This is a genomic window from Streptomyces sp. ITFR-6, assembly GCF_031844725.1.
Lineage (GTDB): Bacteria > Actinomycetota > Actinomycetes > Streptomycetales > Streptomycetaceae > Streptomyces.
The window spans coordinates 7,552,708-7,568,205 of sequence record NZ_CP134612.1; the positions used below are offsets into that span (position 1 = coordinate 7,552,708).

Annotated in this window: 12 protein-coding genes and 2 pseudogenes; 6 read left to right on the forward strand and 8 right to left on the reverse strand. The window is 68.0% G+C overall.

The window, feature by feature from the left end:
* Window positions 1-201: 201 nt before the first annotated feature.
* Both RLT59_RS34325 and RLT59_RS34330 read right to left on the reverse strand, forming a co-directional pair.
* Window positions 202-852: a response regulator gene (locus tag RLT59_RS34325; protein WP_311306998.1), complete on the reverse strand. Its 651-nt coding sequence runs from the start codon at window positions 850-852 to the stop codon at window positions 202-204.
* A 4-nt stretch (window positions 853-856) separates the two neighbouring features.
* Window positions 857-2,029: a sensor histidine kinase gene (locus tag RLT59_RS34330; protein WP_311307953.1), complete on the reverse strand. Its 1,173-nt coding sequence runs from the start codon at window positions 2,027-2,029 to the stop codon at window positions 857-859.
* 108 nt (window positions 2,030-2,137) lie between these two features.
* Between RLT59_RS34330 and RLT59_RS34335 the strand changes: the two genes are divergently transcribed.
* Both RLT59_RS34335 and RLT59_RS34340 read left to right on the forward strand, forming a co-directional pair.
* Window positions 2,138-3,073, forward strand: a complete 936-nt coding sequence (locus RLT59_RS34335; RefSeq protein ID WP_311306999.1) for an ABC transporter ATP-binding protein — start codon at window positions 2,138-2,140, stop codon at window positions 3,071-3,073.
* A gap of 2 nt (window positions 3,074-3,075) precedes the next feature.
* A complete protein-coding gene (locus RLT59_RS34340; RefSeq protein WP_311307000.1) occupies window positions 3,076-3,813 on the forward strand; it encodes an ABC transporter permease in 738 nt (245 codons plus the stop codon).
* A 162-nt stretch (window positions 3,814-3,975) separates the two neighbouring features.
* Here the strand turns inward: RLT59_RS34340 and RLT59_RS34345 are convergent.
* A pseudogene (locus RLT59_RS34345) lies at window positions 3,976-4,383 on the reverse strand (mismatch-specific DNA-glycosylase); the annotation flags it as partial.
* Between the two features lie 66 nt (window positions 4,384-4,449).
* On the opposite strand from RLT59_RS34345, the gene RLT59_RS34350 reads away from it, so the two are divergent.
* Genes RLT59_RS34350 through RLT59_RS34360 form a run of 3 tightly spaced genes read left to right on the forward strand, consistent with a single transcriptional unit; the run spans window position 4,450 to window position 8,698 of the window.
* Window positions 4,450-5,646: a tyrosine-type recombinase/integrase gene (locus RLT59_RS34350; RefSeq protein ID WP_311307001.1), complete on the forward strand. Its 1,197-nt coding sequence runs from the start codon at window positions 4,450-4,452 to the stop codon at window positions 5,644-5,646.
* Window positions 5,639-7,990, forward strand: a complete 2,352-nt coding sequence (locus tag RLT59_RS34355; RefSeq protein ID WP_311307002.1) for a tyrosine-type recombinase/integrase — start codon at window positions 5,639-5,641, stop codon at window positions 7,988-7,990. Before RLT59_RS34350 ends, RLT59_RS34355 begins: the two co-directional genes overlap by 8 nt.
* Before the next feature lie 27 nt (window positions 7,991-8,017).
* A complete protein-coding gene (locus RLT59_RS34360; protein WP_311307003.1) occupies window positions 8,018-8,698 on the forward strand; it encodes a hypothetical protein in 681 nt (226 codons plus the stop codon).
* 35 nt (window positions 8,699-8,733) lie between these two features.
* On the opposite strand, the gene RLT59_RS34365 is transcribed toward RLT59_RS34360, so the two are convergent.
* Window positions 8,734-11,196, reverse strand: coding sequence for a tyrosine-type recombinase/integrase (locus RLT59_RS34365; protein WP_311307004.1), 2,463 nt, complete (start codon window positions 11,194-11,196; stop codon window positions 8,734-8,736).
* Entirely contained in the window at window positions 11,193-12,449 is a 1,257-nt protein-coding gene (locus tag RLT59_RS34370; protein WP_311307005.1) for a tyrosine-type recombinase/integrase, read from the reverse strand. The genes RLT59_RS34365 and RLT59_RS34370 overlap by 4 nt, the downstream gene beginning before the upstream one ends.
* 170 nt (window positions 12,450-12,619) lie before the next feature.
* On the opposite strand from RLT59_RS34370, the gene RLT59_RS34375 reads away from it, so the two are divergent.
* Complete coding sequence (locus tag RLT59_RS34375) at window positions 12,620-12,844, forward strand: recombinase (RefSeq protein ID WP_311307006.1); 225 nt, start codon at window positions 12,620-12,622, stop codon at window positions 12,842-12,844.
* Between the two features lie 7 nt (window positions 12,845-12,851).
* Here RLT59_RS34375 and RLT59_RS34380 read toward each other — a convergent pair whose 3' ends face one another.
* From RLT59_RS34380 to purB, 3 genes and pseudogenes are all read right to left on the reverse strand, one after another.
* Window positions 12,852-13,610 (reverse strand): class I SAM-dependent methyltransferase, encoded by a 759-nt coding sequence (locus RLT59_RS34380; RefSeq protein WP_399126584.1) that lies wholly within the window; start codon window positions 13,608-13,610, stop codon window positions 12,852-12,854.
* A gap of 136 nt (window positions 13,611-13,746) precedes the next feature.
* A pseudogene (locus RLT59_RS34385) lies at window positions 13,747-13,905 on the reverse strand (uracil-DNA glycosylase family protein); the annotation flags it as partial.
* 19 nt (window positions 13,906-13,924) lie between these two features.
* A complete protein-coding gene (gene purB, locus RLT59_RS34390) occupies window positions 13,925-15,367 on the reverse strand; it encodes an adenylosuccinate lyase (protein ID WP_311307007.1) in 1,443 nt (480 codons plus the stop codon).
* Window positions 15,368-15,498 lie beyond the last annotated feature (131 nt).

The following is a 15,498-nucleotide window of genomic DNA, read 5'->3' on the forward strand; positions in this document are numbered from 1 at the left end:
CCATCCTGCGCTCGGCCCGATTCCGCTCCGGTCCCACCCCGCTGCCGGCCCGGGTTCAGCCCGGCTTCGGCTCGGCGCCGGCTCGGCTTCGGTCCGGCTTCGGTCCGGCTTCGGTCTCTGCTGTGGGCTCTGCTGTGGTCGTGCTCCGGTCCGGCTTCGGCCCGTGCTGGGGTCCTGCTCTGTTCCTGGTGCGGTCCGGGCTCAGCTGGGTGCGACGAATCCGGACTCATAGGCGGCGATGACGGCCTGTGTGCGGTCCCGGGCGCCCAACTTCGCCAATACGGCGCTGACATGGGTTTTCACCGTCTCGACACCCACCACGAGCCTGTCCGCGATCTCTGCGTTGGACAGCCCCCGGGCCATCAGCCGCAGCACGGCGGCCTCGCGCTCGGTGAGCGAAGCCCGGTCCATTGCCTCGCGCGCCCTGTTCGTCCCGTACTCGGAGGCCAGCTGCCGGACCGCCGCCGGGAACAACAGGGACTCGCCCTCCGCCACCAGCCGCACCGCGTTCACGATCTCGGCGGGCCGGGCCCGCTTCAGGAGGAAACCGTCCGCCCCCGCACGCAGCGCCTCGTAGACGTACTCGTCATTCTCGAATGTCGTCACCACCAGGATCTTCGGCGGATCGGGCACCGTGCGCAGCACCACTCTGGTCGCCTCGATCCCGTCCATCAGCGGCATCCGGACGTCCATCGCGACGACATCGGGCCGCAACTGGCGGACCAGGGGGATCACCGCGGCTCCGTCTCCCGCCTCACCGACGACCTCGATATCGGGCTGGGCCTCCAGGACCGCGCGCAGACCCGCGCGGACCAGGGGTTCGTCATCGACGAGAAGAATGGTAACCGGCATCCGGTCAGGGTATGCGGTTCAGCGGAAGGCTCGCGTGCACCATCCATTCCCCTTCGTATAGGCCCGTCTTGGCGTTTCCGCCCAGCAGGGCCGCTCTCTCCCGGATTCCCCGCAGCCCGGTTCCACCCCCGGGCGTACCGGTCGAACCCGTGAACGGGTTGGTCACCTCCAACTCCAGGCGGCCCTCCGCCACGCTGATCCGGACCCGGACGGGGGCGGCCCGCGAGTGCCGCAGGGCATTGGTGAGGGACTCCTGAAGGATGCGGTACCCCTCACGCGATACCGACCCCGGCACTTGCTCCAGGGGCCCGGACACCTCGGCATCGACTTTGGCCCCGGCCCCCCGCGCGGAGTCCAGCAAGCGGTCCGCCTCGATCAGGGACGGCCGTTGCCCCGGCGGCGTACCCGACTCGCGCAGCACCCGCAACACCCGCTCCAGGTCTTCGAGCGCGCAGCGGCCGGTCTCCTCGATCGCCACCAGCGCCCGCTCGGTGAACTCCGGGTCGCGCGCCGCCCTGGCGGCCCCCGCCTGCACCACAGCCACCGTCAGGGCGTGCCCGATCGAGTCGTGCAGTTCGCGCGCGATCCGGTTGCGTTCCAGGAGCTGTTCGGTGCGCTCCTCCAGCACGGTCAGTCGCTGGACGGGGGTCGGACCCAGCAGCCAGCGGGCCGCCGCAGTGATCAGCTCGCCACAGCCCACGATCACCGGAAACATGATCAGTAGGGGGACGGGCGCGAGGAGCGCGGCCCACCAGTGCGGTCCGAGGCCGGTGGCGAACCATTCGTCGCTCGGTTCCGAACCGAGCGCCGAGCGGACGAGGTCGACTGTCGTGGCCGGCAGCCACACCGTCGCGAGACCGGCCAGGCCCGCACACAGCAGCCGCACCTCCAGCCAGAGAGCGGTCCGCCAGCGCTCGGACCAGGAAGTGGAAGGCGCGACAGAGATGGTCGCGTCGGGGGCGCCGCGCTCCGCAGGCGTGAGCAGGAGTTGCGCCTGGATCCCTTCGGCGAGCCGCATGCCGGGTATCAGGCCGACCAGCGCCGCGAGGACGACGGGAACCCACGGCGTGTCCATCGAGATGAACAGCCACACGCTCACGGCGGCGGACGGCATGAGCAGATGCAGCCAGCGGGTGTAGGTGACCTGCGCGGTCAACGGGTGGAGGAAGCGGAGCATGCTGCCCATCGTGCCAGCGTGCACCGGGGAGGCGGCTCCCCCGAGCGAGGGAGATGATCCACTCCTGCGGGGGAGGATCGTCGCCGGCGGGGCGGCCAGGCTGAGGACATGACCAGTATCGACGTCCACGAGCTCACGAAGGACTACGGCGGGACCCGCGCCGTGGACCATCTCACTTTCAGCGTGCGGCCCGGCAGGGTCACCGGATTCCTCGGGCCCAACGGGGCAGGCAAGTCCACCGCCATGCGGCTGGTCATCGGGCTGGACCGGCCCACAGGCGGCTCCGCCACCGTCGGTGGTCAGGCCTACGCGGCCCTCAACGAGCCGTTGCGCCGGGTTGGGGTACTCCTCGATCCGCAGGCCGCTCACGGTTCGCGGACTGCCCGCGACCACCTCCTGATGCTCGCGAGGAGCAACCGCATCGGCCGCGGCCGAGTCGAGGAGGTGCTGGAGGAGACCGGCCTCGCTCAGGTGGGCGGACGCCGGATCAAGACGTTCTCTCTCGGCATGCGCCAACGGCTCGGCATAGCGGCGGCGTTGCTCGGTGACCCGGAGGTGATCATGCTGGACGAGCCGTCGAACGGGCTGGATCCCGAGGGCATCGTCTGGATCCGGGAGCTGATGAAGCGGCTCTCCCGCGAGGGCCGCACCGTGCTCGTTTCCAGCCACCTGATGAACGAGACATCCTCGTTCGCCGACCATCTGATCGTGCTCGGGCGCGGACGGCTCCTCATCGACCTGCCGATGCAGGAGTTCCTCGACTCCCGTAGCCGGCCCAGGGCGCGGGTGCGCACGCCGGACTCCGCCCGGCTCGGCGAGGTCCTGACACGCAGCGGATACCGGGCGGCGCAAGGTGAGGACGGCCGGTGGACCGTCGAGGGCGTCAAAGCGCAGGAGATCGGAGCGATGGCAGCCAGAGAGGGCATCGCGGTCCTGGAACTCATGGACGAGCAGGCCACCTTGGAACAGGCCTACCTGGATCTCACCGCCGGTGCCGCGGAATTCGCTTCCGCCGCCGCGCCCACCACACCTCAGGAGGCCTGACCATGTCCACAACCGCACTCCTGCGCTCCGAGTGGATCAAGATCAGATCGCTGCGCTCCGTCGCGGGATCCCTGATTGCCGTCTTCCTCGTCACCATGGCCGTCGCCGTGCTGACTTCCGCCACAGTCGGTCAGGCAGAGGCCGACGAAGCGGACGCCGAACTCGTCTTCGGTGCCTTCTACGCGCTGAACTTCGGTCAGATCGCGGCCATCAGCTTCGGCGCGACGGCGATTTCGTCCGAGTACCTCAATGGCGCGTTGCGCATGTCGCTCGCGGCGGTTCCGCGCCGCACCCATTTCTACACGGTCAAGATGGCGCTCATCGGAGGAGCGGCGCTGGCGGTCGGCCTCATCACCACCTTCAGTTCGTTCCTGTCGGGACAGCTCTTCATGGGGGAGTACGCCATGGGCCTCGGCGAACCGGGCGCTCTGAGAGCAGTAATCGGAGGAGCGATATATCTGGCGCTGATGGCACTGTTCGCGGCGGGGCTGACCGTCCTGCTGCGCTGCGCGATCGCCGTGCTCAGTCTGCTCATCCCCTTCATCCTGATCGTCTCGTTCGTCGTCGGGGACGTAGCCGGCGGCGCGGCCGACTATCTGCCGGACCGAGCCGGACGGCTGGTGCTTCACCAGCACCCGGAAGGCAGCCTGGGCCCATGGACGGGACTGGCCGTCACCGCCGGCTGGGCCGCGGTGACGCTGTTGGCCGGATGGTGGGCGCTCCGACGCCGCGACGCCTGAGCACAGGAGTCTCCGCCACGGTGAGGATGAGGCAGCGGTGCGCGCATAGCCTCAGGCCCCTGAGGGCGGGCAGCAGCCTCACCTGTGCTGATCATGTCGGGCCCGGGGCCAGGACCCCGATCCCGGGCCTCGGACCGAGGCCCGGAGCTCAGACCCCGGAGCTCAGGTCTTGGTGGTGTTGGTAAGAGAACCCGCGGTGACAGCACTGCGGAGCCGTCCGTACTCCGCGGCCATCGTCTGAGCGGTCCAGTGGGCGTTGAGGCCACTGGGGTTGGGCAGAGCCCAGACGCGGGCTCCGCCGATCGTCCGTTCCTGCCGTCCGATGTGGGCCCGCCGTTCACCGAATGCCGTCCGGTAGGCCGTGATGCCGACCACCGCCAGCCACTGCGGTCGTAGCCGTTCCACCTTGGCGGTGAGGATTTCTCCCCCGGCGCGGAACTCCTCGGCGGTGAGTTCGTCGGCACGGGCTGTGGCCCTGGCGACCACGTTGGTGATGCCCAGCCCGTACTGAAGCAGCTCGGACTGCTCGGAGGGCTTCAACTGCCTCGATGTGAAACCCGACAGATGCACAGTTATCTGCACCTTCTTTGCTCGTTGATACCGGTGATGGTCCCCGAGATCAACGAGGAGAGTGACATGGACCTACGGCATGAACTGATGGAGGGGCGGGCGGAACTTCCCCGCGTCGGAGCGGTGTTTCCGGCGAGGGGAATCCACCCGCCGTACGTCGTCGTCAACGGGTACGACGATGAGATCAAACCCGTCACCGCATACCTGCGCGACCTGGCACTGAACGACAGCAGCCCGCTGACGGTCCGCAGCTACGGGTACGGGATGCTTCGTTGGTTCCGGCTGCTGTGGCTGCTCGATGTGGCCTGGGAGAAGGCGACCGAAGCGGAGACGGCGGTGCTGACCGGGTGGCTTCGGTCGGCGGCGAACCCCCAGCGGCAGCGTAAATCGGCCGGTGGACAGGCCCCGGGCTCGGTGAACCTGCGCACCGGCAAGCCGGTCCTGCGGGCTGGGTACGCGCCACGGACGATCAACCACGCCCTGTCGGTGGTGAGCGGGTTCTACGAGTTCCACGCTCACCAGGGCAATGGCCCGGTCACCAACCCCGTTCCTGTCTCGCCGCAGAGGCGTCGGGCCCTGGCCCACCGCAGTCCGCTGGAGCCCATGCCGGTGCTCGGGCGGGCCCGGCTGCGACAGAAAGTCGCCGACCGGCCGCCACGGTCGATCCCCGACCGGCTGTGGGACGAGCTGTTCGAGCGCATGGCCTGTGAGCGCGACCGGGCCCTGCTGGAGTTCTACGTCTCCAGCGGGGCCCGAGCCGAGGAACTGCTCGGAGTCGGCATCGGAGACCTCGACTGGGCAGGACAGAAGGTCTACGTGATCTCCAAGGGCACGCGCGAGCGCCAGCCCGTTCCGGCGTCGCCGCAGGCATTCGTACGCCTGGCCCGCTACCTCGATGAGGTCGGCACTCCGCCGGCGGATGAGCCGTTGTGGCGCACCCGCCGGGGTGCGGACCGGCCGATGTCCTACTGGGCGATGCGCCGCATCCTCCAGCGCGCGAATGAGGTCCTGGGCACGAACTGGACCCTGCACGACCTGCGGCACACCGCCGCCAGCCGGATGGCGAACGGCGGCAAGCTGACACTGCCGGAGGTTCAGGCTGTCCTGCGGCACGCCAACATCCAGACCACCAGCCGCTACCTGGCGGTGCGCGTCGAGGAGATCTTCGACAAGCTCACCGAGCACTACAACGCTCCGCGTGTTGAGCGGAGCTACCCCACCGGCTACGACGCCGACGACATCGCGGCGGTGTTCGGTGCCTGAGACAGAGCTCCGTACCACCGGTCTCAGCCGTCGCCACGGCCCGGTCGCCGAGGGCCTCCAGTTCCCGAGTCGCTTTGTTGGCGGCCCCATCACGCCTGAACCCGCCGCCGCGGCTACTCTGCCCCGGCCGCATGGAGAGTTCGCCACCGCCTCGGTCTCGCTCCTGTCACAGGTGGCCGGTTCCTCCTCGATCTGGCCCGACACACCCCGCGCCACTCGCCTGAACTGGAAGAACTCCACCCGCGCACTGCTGGAATACCTCCTCGACTTCCGCGGGGAGACATGGCAGGAGCGATGGGACGCCAGTCCACTCGGGCAGGGACAGATCGACGCCGACGAAGTGGGATCGCGCCGGACCACGGGCATCGGCGTCATCGCCGGGATCCGGGCTCTCTACTGCCTCCGCGTCATCCAGCCGACCCCGCTGGCTTTTCGGCGCAACCCGCTGCCCAACTACGGGGCGTTGTTCATCGCAGCCCAGGAGGACCCGCTGCTGCACCAGTACACGGAGGAGGTACGCGCCCACCAGTTTCGCCAGGTGCACCGCCGCGACGCGATCAACGAGTTGTGCATGCTGTTGACCGTCCAGGGCGTCGCCCTCAGCGATGTCACCCCCGCCGCGTTGCTGCACTTCACCCACGAGAACAGGAAGGCGCGCTGCACCCTGCAACCGGGCAGCCAGGCGTCTAACCGGCTGATCGGCCGCGGCGTCTGGAACGTCCTGCGCACGATGGGGCACTTCCCGGCGTCCACGCCCGAATCGATGCGGGCCGCCCTGCTGCGCGGGCAGCGCAGCGTCGAGGAACTCGTCGACCAGTACGAGATCGCCGACCAACCCGTGCGCGGCCTGCTGATCGAATACTTCACTCGTCGCAAGGCCGACACCGACTACGCCACCCTCAAGGACCTCATCTGCAAGCTCACCCGGCACTTCTGGAAGAACATCGAGACGATCAACCCGGACCAAGCCGACCTGCGGATCTCGCCCGAGGACTACACGACCTGGCGCCAGATGATCACCGTCAAGGACGACGGCAAGCCCCGCGTCGGCCAGGACAGCATCGTCATTGCGCTCCGCAGCTTCTACTACGACCTGCACACCTGGGCCGCCGAGGAACCTGAACGCTGGGCGGCCTGGGTCGCCCCCTGCCCCGTCCCACCCGCTGAACTGCGCGGCCTGGGCGCGCGGCGCCGGCGCATCAACGAACGCTCTGCCGACCGCACCCGGCAACGGCAGCCGCTGCTGCCTTTCCTGGTTAACCACGTCGAAACCCGTTACGACCGTGCACGCCTCCTCGTGGAACGGGCTGACAAGGCGGCCGAAGGTGAGGTTTTCACCCACGGGGGCACCGAGTACCGGCGCGTCCTCACCGAGGCCGACCGCAAACTCCGCCGCTACGGCGATGCGGTTCCGACCCGCGTCCAAGAGATTGCCAGTGGCCAGATCGTCCACATCGGCACCGATGAGGAAGCTGCCTTCTGGGAGTGGGCCACCATCGAGACACTGCGGCACTCGGGAGTACGCATCGAGGAGCTCTGCGAGCTGACCCACATGAGCATCCGCCAGTATCAACGGGCGGACGGCGAGGTCATCGCATTGCTGGTCATCGCTCCCTCAAAGACCGACCGTGAACGCGTCATCCCGATGTCCGCAGAGCTCTTCCACGTCGTCGCCTCGGTCGTCCGACGCCACACCCGCACCGGCCGCACGATTCCGCTGGTCAGCCGGTTCGACTACCACGACAAAGTGTGGAGTGCTCCGATGCCGTTCCTCTTCCAACGGCAGAACGGCACTACCCCGATGGTCTTCAGCACGGCGACCTTTCAGGTCATGCTCGGCAGACTCTGCGAGCAGCTCGCTGAGACGCACCACGAGTTCCGCGGACTGAAATTCACCCCGCACGACTTCCGCAGGATCTTTGCCACGGAACTCGTGAACAGCGGCCTGCCGATCCACATCGGCGCGGCCCTGCTGGGCCACCTCAACATCCAGACCACCCGTGGATACGTCGCGGTCTTCGATGAGGACGTCGTCCGCCACTACCAGGAACACCTACAGCACCGCCGCCAGATCCGCCCTGACGGCGAGTACCGCGACACGACGGACGAGGAGTGGTCGGAGTTCGAGGAGCACTTCGACCGACGCAAGGTCGAACTCGGATCCTGTGGACGCCCCTACGGCACCCCATGCCAGCACGAACACGCCTGCTTATCCGAACTAGCGCAGTGTGACGGCGGGTTCGTCTCGGCACTGTCGTCATCACGGAAAGTAGCTCTGGAAGAGTTGGGCGGACCGGCGCCCTTGGGCGTGTCGCTGGCGCCCAACCTGTGGCACGGAAGCTAGGCCGCGGTCCCCGCTATAGTCCCGGGCATGACCGATCCAGCGCTATCAATTCGGGCTCTCGGGCAGCTCGCCAATGCGGCCCGTGCGGCGTCGAACCCGATCACGGTGGTCAGGCATGGCCGCCGCGAGGACCGCGCTGGCGTCTACGACCGCTTCGTTCAGGCATGCAGTCAAGCTGTGGCCACGCACGATCGCGAGGCGATGGCCGAGGTCTGGGCCGCATTGCAGGCCATCAAGCTGCGCGCCGACAGGACCGTTCACGAGGCCGCCGAAGCTCTGTTCGAGCGGGTTGCAATGGTTGCCGATCCCGGCGCAACGGGGATGTGGGCGCGGTGGGTCGCCGACATCGAGATGGAGGGTGCTGAACGTCCGGATTTGGAGCAGGAGTTCGGCACAGATCTTTCCCGCGACGACGACGTCCTGTTCCTATCTGCGCTGGACGACTTCGTCACGCTGGCCAGGCTGGACCTGCTTAGCCGCTGGTGGCACAGTCCTCTCCCGAGCCCTGTGCGTCGCTGGTATATGGGCCGGAAGCATGGAAACCAACGCGGGGGTCCCGGCCGCCCGTGGAAGCAACCCCGAGTTGAGTTGCGACTCTCAGAGGATGTCCTCGCCCGCGTTGACGAGGCCAAGAAGGGCTTCTTTGATACTCGTGGGAGAACGCTGCGTCGGCTGATCGTCCGGGGGCTGGAAGCGGAGTCAGAGTAGACGGGTCTTGCCGATTCTCTGGCCTTGGCCAGGGGCTACTTCCCGTTGGCGGTCGCAGCATCGCCGGCCGTCCTGGAAATCGGTCTTGCATTCTCCTCGGCCGAGTCGGGAGTGAGCCGGCCAGCGGTGGTACGAAATTCGGGCATGCCGAGGTGAACGGTGGACGGCTGTGCTGCGCGGTCGCGCATGGCCTCCAGCTTTTGCGTGGTGGCGGCCATGGTGGTCTCGATGGCGGCGACCTCGCCGAGCCAGCCCTGTTCCTTGGCCTCCTGGAGGCGGTCGATGAGGTTGCCGTGGATCTCCTGGAGGCGTGGCATCTGGGCTGGGTCAACGAGCAGTAGGGGACACCTGACACAGGCGTTTTCATGCTGGCACGGGGTCGCGTAGTCGCGGCCGCAGGTTCCCAGAGCGACCTTGCGTAGTTCGAAGTGCGAGAGGAACTCGTCCCACTCGGTAGCGGTGAGCTCGCGGTACTCCTCGCTGGGCCGCTCGGTTCTGCGGCGGGCGATGAAGGCCCGGTGATGGGTGATCACGTCCTCCGGGTAGATCGCGGCATAGCCCATGGTGGTGTCCAGAGCGGCGTGGCCGCAGATCTTCGCGGCGATGTGCGGGGGCAGTCCGGAGCGGATGGCGTCGGTCACGAAGATCCTCCTGAAGTCGTGGGGGCGCCATTCGAGCGGGTCGCCGGTCACGGTGATCTGGGCGGACTGCGAGGTCGCAACCAGGCACTCGCGGATGTAGCTGCGGGTCAGCGGCCGGTCCTCGGTGCCGTACCTGCGTTGGAACAGGAACGGCATGGGCGGGCTCCAGGTCTGCTCGAACACGTCGTAGGCCGACACCAGCGGCAGGGCGGCGTTCCCGGCTCGGACCCGGAAGATGACCGCGGTCAGCACCTCCGCGAGCTCCGGGGAGACCAGCAGCAGGCGCTCCGAATCGGTCTTGGACGGGGCGACCTGCAGCATCGGAACCACCTCGCCGGTGGTGGGCAGGGTGTAGGCGATGAAGCTGTGGTGGGTGAGTTCCAGCATCTCCTCGATCCGGATGCCGGTGTGCCGCAGTACCTCCACCGTCGCCCAGGACCAGAACGCCGCCTCCTCCTCGTGGGTCAGGTTCCGCCGCCTGCCGGCGGCCACCTCGGTAACGTAGACGCGGCGGGCCTGCCCGGATCCGCAGCGCTCGAACTCCTCCCCGGCAACGAGGAACCGTCCACCGACCGGCGTCGCGTGAGCTGCGGTGATGCGGGCCTCAGCGTCCTTGCGCTGCCGGTCGACGGAACGGAGCAGGGCGGGCAGCAGCGGCAGCTGGGTCCGGGTCCGCTGGTCCATCCGGGACTTCACCCCGGACCTGGACTTCTTCGTCGCGCACTCGTTCGCCCTGATCGGACACGGTGCCACCCAGGGCGCCCACCGCGCCGGGTCGTCGGCGGCCCAGCGGGCGATGTCCTGGTAGAACGCCCGGACGAACACCAACTCGCTGCGGAAATTCACCCGCGCCCGCACCGGGTGGCCTTTGGCGTCACGGATGAAGGCCAACCGTTCCTTCCACGCCTGCGCGACATCGGGCGCCAGCCGCAGCGAGTCGATACCTGGGTGGTGGATCTCCAGGTCGCGCCAGAACAACCGGCACAGGTTGCGGGCGATCGACCGCAGCGAGACGTGGTCGAGCTCGGGAGCCCGCTCGGTGAAGTACTCGACCAGCAGATCCCGGACGGCCCGGCATTCAATGCCGTACGCGTCGACGATCTGCTCGACGCTGCGGCGGCCCTCGATGCGGAGCGCCCGAAGCCGCAGCGGTGCGCTGGCCGGGAGCACGCCGGTCTCCTTGAGCAGGGCGTAGAACAGCGGCCGGCCCGCGCTGCCCCGGAAGTGGTGTTCCTCCAGAGCGGCGGTCAGCTCGATGCAGTCGCCGACGGTGATGTCGCTGACCAGGCCGCCCTTGCGGATCACGATCCAGGTGAGCTTGTTCAGGGCGTCGGACCTCGCTGTGGCCGTCGCATGCTGAGCCAGCTGTTCGAGCCGCTGGAAGGCATCGGGGTCGCTGACGGCCCGGGACTCGGTGAGCATCACCGTCACGCGCTGCCGCAGCAGCCACGGGTAGCCGGGGCGGATCGCCTGCCCGGCGACCAAGAGCACCAGCCCCGTGGCCAGCTCATCGCGCCAGTGGCTCTTGGGCGTGCCGCGTCCCCGCAGGGGCAGATCGGTCCACTCGAAGCCGGCGTCGTCCGCCCCGCTGGCCATCCAGCGATCCTGCCAGGTCTCTCCGGGCTGGCCTTCGAGCCAGTCCAGCAGCTTACCCAGGCCCCGCCGCCGGGTCTTGTCGCGGGTCAGGCCCGCACCGGGGTCGGTGAACAGTCCCAGCAACCGCTCGACCAGGCTCTCCCGGCTCTGACGGGTCTGCCACCAGCTCGCTTCGCCGACTCGCGGTTCCCACTCCAGGGCGTTCCCCACCTCATGTGGTTCGACGGGCCTGGCGACGCCGACGTTCACGGTCGGGTTCACCGGCTCTCCCCGCCTACGGTCGAGGTGCCGAACAGCGCTGCCAGCACCTCGGGGCGGTAACCCGGCGCCGGCGGGGCCGGCGGTTTGGCCTGCTCGGCGCGCTGCCGCTCGTGGTGGGCCAGGACGTGGGCGACGACCTCATCGGGCGTGGGAGCGATATAAATTTCAGTGGTGGTGATGTGGGCATGTCCCATGACCCACTGCACGTCGGCGAGGGTCAGGTTCGGATCGCGGACCATCCTCTTGGCCGCGCTGTGCCGCAGGTCGTGCAGGGTCCAGTTCGCGCCGAGCAGCTGGTTGGCACGGGTGAAGACCATCCGGGCCGCGTCGTACTCCAGCGGGCGGAAGGGCCGTCGCAGCGTCCACCACAGCGGCTCCGACGGGTGCTTGGGGACCATGCCGCGCAGTTCTTGCTGGTAGAGCCGCAGCCACACGAACGCGTCGGCGGAGGCGGGAAGGTGCTGCAGGACCTGACTGCCCTTGCGGACCACCCCGATCGTCTGGTCCCCGGGCGCGACCAGGCCCTGCGGGACACCCAGCAGCTCAGAGGCGCGGGCACCGGTGGAGATGTAGAACGCGATCAGAGCCCTGTCCCGGTTGTATTTCAACCCGGCGAACAGGTCGTTGAGCGCCTGGTCAGGAATGATCCTCGGGGTGGGCTTGGGTTCCTTGGGCTGATAGGTGCCTCGGCGCGAAGGCCGTCGGAAGGGCTGCATCGGGTTGTGATGCGCATTCGGACTCCCCTCCTCGGCAGCCCCGCCCTGCGGGAACGGGTTGATCAGCGGCCGGCCGTGGGTCTCGCGGTGGTACTCGTAGAACGAGCGGATCACCGCGCGAGCGTGCCGCCTGGTCCGAGCGGCATAGTTCTCGCCGGGCGCGGCCTTCCCCGTGACCGGGTTCACCGATCCCGGGGCGGGTGCGTCGGGACGGCGCTGCCGCGGCGGCTTCTTCGTGGTCTTCAGCCATAGTGCGAAGTCACGGGCCTCGACCCTGCTCGCGAGATACCAGGGAACGTCCACGGCGCGTAAGAACCGGACCCACGCCAACAGCTCATAGGCGTAGGACCGCAGCGATGTCGGACTCGCGTCGTCGGCGAGCATGTGGTGCAGGAACTCACTGACCGCCGCCACCTCGGTGCCATTGGCGTCCACGAGCCGAAACGGCTGCAGCGGGTCATCGCGCTTCTCGACGCGGCCGACCCGTGCCACCTTCAGTGCCGCCACGTCCCGGACCGTCGTGCTGTGCTCTGGCATCCATACCTCCACGGGTCGACCTATTTGACGACACGCGATGAAACCAGATCCATCACCACACGCGCAGTCACCACGACCCGCCGGCGGCAGCCACAACGTCCTTATGATCACTATGAGTTGACCTGGGAGGGAACCCAAACTAGTTCGGTCAATGGGACATCCGTTGCCCGGTGCTGCACATCAATCCAAAGATGCTCGATCGCCTCGAAGAGCTCGAAGCTGACCTCCTCGTCCGCCTACGACGGGCCGAAGAGGAGCACTGGCTCGGCGAAGTAGAAGGCATCAACCTCACACTCACCTTTCTCCGCTCCAAGCGCGAAGAAACCCAACGCCGAACCCGACGCCCAGCCGTCGACCTCGGCATCCCCACCCCCCGCAGGAAGGAGAACCAGTGACTGGCGCCTACCGGCGGCGGGCGATCGTGATGATTTCCCGGCTGGAAGCAGTGACCGGTTCCCGGTCCCAGCTGCCGTACTGTGCCTTGATCTCAAAGCCCGCCCCGTCGAGGAACTCGCCGAGTGCTGCAACGTCGAGAAACCGCAGGCTTTCGCTGAAGACCCGCAACACCGTGCCATCCGGCAGAGCCACCGTCCCACGGATTGTGACCACGTCGCCGACGACCGAGTCGACGTCGTGCCAGTACTGCAAGGCGCGGCCAGCCTCGTCAACGACGTCGACCACGTCATCCGGGTTCGAAGGAGTCCAACCTTCCCAAGCCCGTGCCTGCGGATGCCTCGTCTCGAATACGAAACGGCCGCCTCGACGCAGGGCGCCATAGATCGCGGCGAGCGAAGCACGCACGTCATGATCAGTGACCAGGTCCTGGAAGGCATGGCCGGTCATCGTCGCGAGATCGAAGTCGGCGCCGCTCTCTGCTTCCGCCGCAACGCCTTCCACCCACTCGACGTCAGCCCGGCGCCGGGCCCGCTTCAGCGCGGCCCGGTCCGGGTCCAGGCCGACCAGCCGACCATGATGGCCGCGCTCACGAGCAAGACGCAGCATGGCACCGGTGCCACAACCGACGTCCAAGACCGACTCCGCACCCATGACGAACGGGAAATAGAAGCCGTCGTCGGACCTCCCGTCAGGATCCCAGGGGTTCAGCACGTCGTACAGCGCGGCAGCGTCAGCATCTGAGAACACCGCGACAGTGTCCGCCACCCGTTGCCCTGGCAACAAGCGATTATTTCCGCAGCGCGATGCCAGACCCGCCGGCCGCCCCCACTGCCCCCTCAACAATGGAGCACCTGCTGTCCAGCCACACACCCATCACCCTTTCGAGTGAAGTGCAGAGAAGGAGTACCGGCCAGAAGCGATTGCCGGGGAAAGCGAAGTGGTGGCCCGTGGCACCAGTCATCAGGCTCGGATTGATTCCGCAGAACAGCACGCGGAGGCCGCCCGCGGCCACATCGGGAACAGTGTGGCCACGGGCGGCCTGGAGCTCTTCGGGTGTCATCGTCCGGGGCCGCGCGACATCAGAGGATGGAGCCAGGCGCGTACCCGGCAGCCTCCGGGTGCTGCTTCGTGATCTCCTCGATCCGGGAGACGAGCGCTGTGACCTGGTCACCGGCGGCGCCCGTGAACGAGAGCTTGTCGGCCATCAGCGCGTCCAGCTGGGCGTGATCCAGCGGAATGCGCTCGTCGGCGGCCAGCTTGTCGAGCAGCTCGTTGCGCTCCGTGCCCTGCTCACGCATGGCCAGGGCGGAAGCGACCGCGTTCTCCTTGATGGCCTCGTGGGCGACCTCACGCCCGACACCCGCGCGCACCGCGCCCATCAGCACCTTGGTGGTGGCGAGGAACGGGAGGTAGCGGTCCAGCTCACGGGCGACCACGGCGGGGAAGGCACCGAACTCGTCGAGCACCGTCAGGAAGGTCTCCACCAGACCGTCGAACGCGAAGAACGCGTCCGGCAGCGCCACCCGGCGCACCACGGAGCAGGACACATCGCCCTCGTTCCACTGGTCGCCCGCCAGCTCGCCGGTCATCGACGCGTAGCCGCGCAGGATCACCATCAAACCGTTGACGCGCTCGCAGGAGCGGGTGTTCATCTTGTGCGGCATCGCGGACGAGCCGACCTGGCCGGGCTTGAAGCCCTCGGTCACCAGTTCGTGGCCGGCCATCAGCCGGATGGTCTTCGCGACCGAGGAAGGAGCGGCTGCCAGCTGTACCAGCGCGGTCACCACGTCGTAGTCGAGCGAGCGCGGGTAGACCTGGCCGACGGAGGTGAAGGCCTGTGCGAAGCCGAGGTGGCCGGCGATGCGCTGCTCCAGGTCGGCCAGCTTCCCGGCGTCGCCGCCCAGCAGGTCGAGCATGTCCTGGGCGGTGCCGACGGGCCCCTTGATGCCGCGCAGCGGATAGCGGCCCAGCAGATCCTCCAGCCGGCCGTAGGCCACCAGCAGCTCGTCAGCCGCTGTCGCGAAGCGCTTGCCGAGCGTCGTGGCCTGGGCGGCGACATTGTGGGAGCGACCGGCGATGACCAGCTCGCGGTACTCGCCGGCCAGCCTGCCGAGCCGGGCCAGCACGGCCACGGTGCGGTCACGCATCAGTTCCAGGGAGAGTCGGATCTGGAGCTGCTCGACATTCTCGGTGAGGTCCCGGGACGTCATGCCCTTGTGGACCTGCTCATGGCCGGCGAGAGCGTTGAACTCCTCGATGCGGGCCTTGACGTCATGCCGGGTGACCTTCTCGCGCTCAGCGATGGAGGCCAGGTCGACCTGATCGAGGACGCGCTCGTAGTCGGCGAGAGCGGCGTCGGGTACCTCGATCCCGAGGTCCTTCTGGGCGCGCAGCACCGCCAGCCACAGCTGACGTTCCAGCTTCACCTTCTGCTCGGGGGACCAAAGGACAGCCAGCTTCGTGGAGGCGTAGCGGCCGGCCAGGACATTGGGGATGCGAGGCTTCGCAGACACAGCAGTCACGTGTCGTGAGCTTACCTGTCTTCTCCAGCGGCTCGTGAGCGTGCACCGGCTCCCGAAGGTCCAGGTCGGAGGCTTCTGGGCCCGGCCGCACGCGCAGCGTACGAGATATCCGTGAGCCGAAACGGCATCGG

Coding starts and splice junctions, on each gene's coding strand:
- RLT59_RS34325 (WP_311306998.1), bottom strand. CDS start 852: ATGCCGGTTACCATTCTTCTCGTCGATGACGAACCCCTGGTCCGCGCG.
- RLT59_RS34330 (WP_311307953.1), bottom strand. CDS start 2,029: ATGCTCCGCTTCCTCCACCCGTTGACCGCGCAGGTCACCTACACCCGC.
- RLT59_RS34335 (WP_311306999.1), top strand. CDS start 2,138: ATGACCAGTATCGACGTCCACGAGCTCACGAAGGACTACGGCGGGACC.
- RLT59_RS34340 (WP_311307000.1), top strand. CDS start 3,076: ATGTCCACAACCGCACTCCTGCGCTCCGAGTGGATCAAGATCAGATCG.
- RLT59_RS34350 (WP_311307001.1), top strand. CDS start 4,450: ATGGACCTACGGCATGAACTGATGGAGGGGCGGGCGGAACTTCCCCGC.
- RLT59_RS34360 (WP_311307003.1), top strand. CDS start 8,018: ATGACCGATCCAGCGCTATCAATTCGGGCTCTCGGGCAGCTCGCCAAT.
- RLT59_RS34370 (WP_311307005.1), bottom strand. CDS start 12,449: ATGCCAGAGCACAGCACGACGGTCCGGGACGTGGCGGCACTGAAGGTG.